The organism is Kitasatospora putterlickiae, assembly GCF_039527695.1.
GTDB lineage: Bacteria > Actinomycetota > Actinomycetes > Streptomycetales > Streptomycetaceae > Kitasatospora > Kitasatospora putterlickiae.
The window spans coordinates 29486-35330 of the sequence record NZ_BAAAKJ010000132.1 but is presented as its reverse complement, the minus strand read 5'-3'; the positions used below and the strand labels follow the sequence as shown (position 1 = coordinate 35330).

Here is a 5845-nt window from a genome sequence, read left to right as displayed (position 1 = left end):
CTGCCGCCACCGGGCCGGGCGGCGGAGGCGGAGTCCAAGCCGCTCCAGCTCCGGGTGGCGGCCGAGTGCGGGCTGCGGGTTCCGCGGACGCTGATCACCAACCGGCCGGAGGCCGCACGGGAGTTCGCGAACCGGATCGGTGGTCCCGTCGTCTACAAGCCGTTCACGCCGATCCGGGGGACGGTCGGCGGCGAGTCGGTGGCGGTCTACGCGAGCGTGCTCCGACCGGAGGACATCGGGCACCCTTCCATCGCCGCCACGGCGCACCTGTTCCAGGAGTGGGTGCCCAAGGCGTACGAGGTTCGGCTCACGGCGGTGGGCGGGCGGCTGTTCGCGGCGGAGATCCACGCGGAGTCGGATGCCGCGAGGACGGACTGGCGCAGTGACTACGACAGCCTCCGCTACCGCGTGTGCGAGCCTCCGGCCGAGGTGGCCGTCGGCGTTCACCACGTGCTGGCGCGACTCGGCCTGCCCTACGGGGCGTTCGACTTCGTCGTGACGCCGTCCGGGAACTGGGTGTTCCTGGAGGTCAACCCCAACGGGCAGTACGGATTCGTCGAACAGGCGACGGGGCTGCCCATCACCGCCGCCATCTGTGACTACCTGGAAGAGGACGAGAGATGACCACGGAACTCGAAGCGAGGATCCGGCTGGCGCGGGACATCGAGCGGGGAGCGTCCGTACTGTCCTCGCGGGTGGTAGAGGCCTTCCTGAACGTGCCGAGGCATCCGTTCGTGCCGGTGTTCTACCGGTCCGAGGACGGGGTGCACCGGCCCTGGCGGAGTGACGACGAGGCGTGGCTGTGGGCCGTGTACGCGGACGAGGCGCTGGTCACCGAGGTGGACGGGGTGCACGCCGAGGACGTGCCGGGTGCCGGGGTGGCCGCGGTGGGCGGGATGGCGACGTCGTCGTCCACGGCGCCCGGGCTGATGGCGGAGATGCTGGACGCGCTCGATGTCCGGCCCGGGGACCGGGTGTTGGAGATCGGTACCGGAAGCGGGTACAACGCAGCGCTGCTCCTCCACCTCGCCGGCGCCGGGAACGTGACCACGGTCGACCGCACCGCGCGCCTGGTGGACGCGGCGCGCGCACGGCTCGGCGCCGCCGTCACCGTCGTGCGCGCGGACGGCGCGGTCGGCTGCCCGGGCGGCGGGCCGTTCGACCGGATCATCGCGACCTGTTCCGTCCGCCGCCTCCCACCGGCCTGGCTGGACCAGTGCGTGACCAGCGGGCTGATCGTCGCGCCGATCGGCAACGCCCTCGGCGGCGGTGCGGTCGCCTGCCTCACCAAGCTGCCCGACGGCGGCGCGGCGGGCCGGTTCCTGCACCGGCCCGCCGCGTTCATGCCCCTGCGGGTGGACGGGAGCGCGGCGGCGATCTGCGACGTTCCCGCCACCGGCCGGCGGCGGACGAGCGTCGTCGGCGCCCGCGTGCTGGACGACCACGGCTTCTCCTTCTGGGCGGGCCTGCGACTGCCTCCGTCCGCCGTCAGGGTCGGTGGTGGCACACTCCACGACCCGGCGGACGGTTCCACCGCCCAGGTCGAGGACCACCCCGGCCGCCCGTCCACCGTGACCACCAGCGGGCCGCGCGACCTCTGGAAGATCGTCGAGTCCGCCTACAGCACCTGGCGTCACCACCACCGCCCCCGCCGCGAGTGGCTCACCCTCACCGTCACCCCGGCAGGCTCCCAACTGGTCACCTACACCACCCCGGGCGGCGAGACGACGTCCTGCACCCTCTGACAGCTCCCGTCGTTCGAGGCCGTGCCTCGCGAACAGCTACACAGTGGCGAGGACCCGGGCTCGCGAGGTCTCATCGGCGATGGCCTCGATGGCCGTGGCGACGTAGGCACGTGTCGAGCCGCGCCCGATCGGATGTCTCCAACGTGGTGCCCTTCCTACGTGATGCCCGGCCCGTTGCGCGAGCCGATCGACGGAATCCCGACAGTCGAGAGGTTACGGAGCGAGACGTGCGCCCAGCCACGAAGTTCCACCGGATTCCACGCCGATTGCAGGGATCACCCGAGTAGTGCGGCGGCGGATGTGATCAGTTCACGCGCGGCCGCGCCGTAGAGGGTCAGCTCTGCCAGCTCGCTGAACGTTTTCGGCGTACATCGTGATCTCGCTCGGCTGGGTGATGGTCAGGTAGCCGGAGATCACCGGATGTAGTCGGTCACCGGCTCGGAGACCACACGCAGACGGCGCATGCCCACCCCCCGACTGGTCGCCTCGACCACCACGTCGAGCCAGGACCGCCACCACTACTCACGGTCGGCGGGGTCCAGCCGCTTGCCCTCCTGCCAGGCGATGAACTCGGGATCGTCCAGCATGTAGCTGTCCCGCATCTCCAGATGCACCGCCGAGCGCTGTGCCTTGGCCAACTGCTCACGAACCGCCGTTGCCACCGCTGTTGCCCTCGCTGTCCGGTCGGGGGATGAACTGGATCATGTTGGCGGGCAGGCGGATCACGGTCTCGTGATCCGGCACATCTGTGGAGTGGCCGGGGACGGACCCGACTTCCTGCGCCTCCCGAACCGTAAGAATTCTGGTGCGGTGCCGCAGGGCGCTCGGACCCGTCTGAGGAATCCCGGCGCATCCGGCATGCCTATCCCGCACTCGCCCGGTAGCGATGTGCGGAGCGGGCCGACCCGGCTCGGAGTAGGAAGTCGACCAGGCCGACTTCCTACTCCGGCTCGCCGTGGCGGCGAGCCTCGGCGGCCTGCTGCCGGCTCCACGAACTTTGCGGCTTTGGGTGAATATCCGAGAATCAGCGTCCGCTGTGGACCGATCCCACCGGCATCCTGAACACCGGCCTGACCAACAGTGAGGGGAGCGGCCGTGGGTCGACGACTGCGGTACATCGGAAGCAATTCGGGGAACAACGGATGCCCGACGCTCTACGAGGACATCGAGACCGGAGAGGTGCTGGTGCAGGGCGACGCGATCACCGATTCCGACGAAGTGGCCCAGCTTCGCAACGTCAAGCCCGGCGAAGCGTTCGTGGTCGTGCCCCGCGCTCTGCTCGCTGATTTCGCTCCGCGAGACGTGGACCGGGATCCCGTGCTGATTGACTTCGACGAGTTTGACAGCATGTTCGAGAACTTCGAGCACACGGCCTTCCGGCTGGAGACTCGCCGCAGGTACCGGTCCGATGAGCTGACCGACACCTACCGTCGGTTTGCTGCCGGGCAGGCGGCCGGATGGGACCTGGACGACCCGTGGTGCTGTTCACGCCGCGAGCAGGTGGCCCTCGGCAAGCGGTTCGAGCGGGTGAGGATCATGGACAGCCCTCCCACCCCGGGACAGCGGTACCTGCTCGACAACGCGGAGCGGAACAGCGCCGTCGGCGAGGACATCCGGTACCTCTGGCGCGCCGACGCCGATCGCCTCGGCCTTCCGGAGGAGGATGCCTGGCTGTTCGACTCGCGCGTGATCGCTCTGTTGCACTTCGACTCCGACGACGATCTGACCGGGGTGGAGCTGATCACCGACCCGGTTCAGGTGGCCCGCGCCTGCCAGGTTCGGGACGCTGCCCAGCACTTCGCCACGCCGTATCGGGAGTTCATCGCTGAGGTACCGTCCGGCGTGTGAGCACGGACTTCCAACAAGCGCGAATCGCCCTCGGTCTGCGGCTCCGCGAGCTGCGCGCCGAGGGAGGCCTCACGGGCAGACAGCTGGCCGATCGCCTGGGCTGGGCCCAGTCCAAGGTCAGCAAGCTGGAGACCGGCCGGCAGACCGCCACCCACGACGACCTCAAGGCTTGGTCAACGGGTGTCGGTCAGCCTGGCGCGGCGTCCGAACTGACGGCCAGATTGCGGTCGTTCGAGTCGCAGTCCCGGTCGTGGCGACGGCAGCTCGCGGCCGGTCACCGACCGGTGCAGGACAGGCTGACGATCGAGTACGAGCGGTCGACGGTCATACGCGCCTGGGAGGGCTCAATGATCGTTGGCATGCTCCAGACGGCCGACTACGCCCGGCACGTGTTCAACGCGGCCGCCGATCTCCATCAGTCGCCGCGTGACGTCGAGGAGGCGGTGCGAGCCCGTGTCCGACGGCAGGAAAGCCTCTACCGGCCGGGCAAGCACTACCGCATCGTCATGTGGGAGGCCGCGCTTCACGCCCGGCTCTGCCCACCTGCGGTCATGGCCGCCCAGCTCGACCGGCTCAGCGGTGTGATCGGCCTTGACACCCTCACCCTGGGCATCGTGCCGTTCGAGGCCCGGCTCGCTCTGCCGCCCGCCAACGGGTTCTGGATATACGACGAGCGGCTCGTCATTGTTGAGGACTGGCACGCGGAACTGTGGCTGGACCAGGCGGAGGACGTGGCCCTGTACTCGCGGGTCTGGGAAACGATGGCCGACGCGGCCGTGTTCGGCCCGGATGCCCACAAGGTTCTGGTGCGGTGCCGCAGGGCACTCGGAGCCGTCTGAGGAATCCTCGCGCATACGGACCGCAAACCCTGGAATCTTCGAGAATCAGGGGCCCGCCGGCGGCTCTCGCACACCTAACGTACGGGCCGAGAGCTTCGACCCGCGCGATACGGAGGTACCAGGATGAGTAAGCACGGAGGCGGCACCGGAGCCGGTGACGGCGGCAAGCAGCAGGACGACAGCAACAAGGGCTCCGGACACGGCGGCGGCGGTTCGGACGAGGGTGGCAACACCTCGGACGGCCAGAACCCGGCGGGCGGCAAGTGACCGGCGGGACGCACAAGGAGGCGGGCCCCCAGGGGCTCGCCTCCGCGCTGGTGGCCGAGGGCGCGCTGTCCTCGGACTGGCTTCCGTCGTTCGAGGCCGTACCCCGCGAGCTGTTCGTCCCGGACCGGATCTGGCCGGGCATCGCGAACGGCACCCGGCAGAACCCCGCCGTCCACCGCTCGACGGACCCCGAGGCGTGGCGGAACGCGGTCTACTCCGACATTCCGCTGACCACGCAGTGGGACGACGGCCGGCACGAGGGTGACGGGCTCGGCACGACCCCGACGTCCTCCAACTCGATGCCGACCATGGTGTTCTCCATGCTCCGGGACCTGGACGTCCGTCCGGGGAACAGGGTGCTGGAGATCGGCACGGGCACGGGCTGGAACGCGGGGCTCCTGGCCCACCGCCTGGGCGACCTCAACGTGGTGTCCGTCGAATACGACGCCGACGTCGCGCGGGGTGCCCGGAAGAACCTGGACAGCGCCGGACTGGCGCCCACCGTGGTCGAGGGTGACGGCCGGGACGGGTGGGCCGCGGGCGGCCCGTACGACCGCGTCATCGCCACCTGCTCCCTGCTGTCGATCCCGCCGGCGTGGCTGGAGCAGTCGGCCCCGGGCGCGGTGATCGTCGCTCCGTTCGGCACCGAGTACGGCGGCGAGCAGATCGTCCGGCTCACCGTGAGCGAGGACGGCACCCGGGCGGTCGGCACCTTCACGGGCGGGTCCGCGTTCATGCGACTCCGCCAACAGCGCACCCGGAGGCCGCTGTTCGCCGAGTACCTGCACGGCGTCCCGTGGCCGGCGGACGGTGTGCGGAGCGCGACCACGCTCTCCCCCCGGGACACGGGGGAGTGGTTCCAGCAGTTCGTCATCGGCCTCGGCGTGCCCGGAGCCTTCTGGCGCGCGGAGCGCTACGACGACGGCGCGTACACCCTGTGGATCTACAGCCGGGACAAGCGCTCGTGGGCCTCCGCCGACTACGAGCGGGACCGCACCGAGTACGAGGTCTACCAGTCCGGTCCCCGCAGGCTCTGGACCGAGGTCGAGGCCGCCCACCGCTGGTGGGCCGACCAGGGCCGCCCCGGCCATGAACGCTTCGGCCTCACGGTCACCCCTGATGGGCACGCGGCCTGGCTGGACTCAC

At 70.2% G+C, this 5845-nt stretch carries 6 protein-coding genes and 1 pseudogene; 6 read left to right on the top strand and 1 reads right to left on the bottom strand.

The features are described from left to right. The coding region (locus tag ABD308_RS14135) for an MvdC/MvdD family ATP grasp protein (RefSeq protein ID WP_486327023.1) at window positions 1–624 on the top strand (624 nt) is incomplete at its 5' end. Further along, window positions 621–1745 carry a methyltransferase domain-containing protein gene (locus ABD308_RS14130; RefSeq protein ID WP_344333426.1) on the top strand — a complete coding sequence of 375 codons (1125 nt, stop codon included), beginning with the start codon at window positions 621–623 and terminating at the stop codon, window positions 1743–1745. The genes ABD308_RS14135 and ABD308_RS14130, both read left to right, overlap by 4 nt. A 416-nt stretch (window positions 1746–2161) precedes the next feature. Here the strand turns inward: ABD308_RS14130 and ABD308_RS14125 are convergent. Continuing rightward, window positions 2162–2407: pseudogene (locus tag ABD308_RS14125) on the bottom strand (DUF6879 family protein); the annotation flags it as partial. 433 nt (window positions 2408–2840) lie between these two features. Here ABD308_RS14125 and ABD308_RS14120 point away from each other — a divergent pair. The 4 genes from ABD308_RS14120 to ABD308_RS14105 form a co-directional block, all read left to right on the top strand. After that, entirely contained in the window at window positions 2841–3593 is a 753-nt protein-coding gene (locus ABD308_RS14120; RefSeq protein WP_344333423.1) for a DUF6879 family protein, read from the top strand. Then, the gene (locus ABD308_RS14115; RefSeq protein WP_344333419.1) at window positions 3590–4432 is read left to right on the top strand and encodes a helix-turn-helix domain-containing protein; all 843 of its coding nucleotides are present in this window, start codon (window positions 3590–3592) and stop codon (window positions 4430–4432) included. The genes ABD308_RS14120 and ABD308_RS14115 overlap by 4 nt, the downstream gene beginning before the upstream one ends. A 123-nt stretch (window positions 4433–4555) precedes the next feature. Beyond that, the gene (locus ABD308_RS14110; RefSeq protein ID WP_344333417.1) at window positions 4556–4699 is read left to right on the top strand and encodes a hypothetical protein; all 144 of its coding nucleotides are present in this window, start codon (window positions 4556–4558) and stop codon (window positions 4697–4699) included. Next, on the top strand, window positions 4696–5845 hold a 1150-nt coding region (locus tag ABD308_RS14105), incomplete at its 3' end, for a methyltransferase domain-containing protein (protein ID WP_344333414.1). The genes ABD308_RS14110 and ABD308_RS14105, both read left to right, overlap by 4 nt.

Excerpts from the sequence above, each read along its gene's own strand:
- ABD308_RS14110 (WP_344333417.1), top strand. The coding sequence starts at position 4,556 with ATGAGTAAGCACGGAGGCGGCACCGGAGCCGGTGACGGCGGCAAGCAG.
- ABD308_RS14130 (WP_344333426.1), top strand. The coding sequence starts at position 621 with ATGACCACGGAACTCGAAGCGAGGATCCGGCTGGCGCGGGACATCGAG.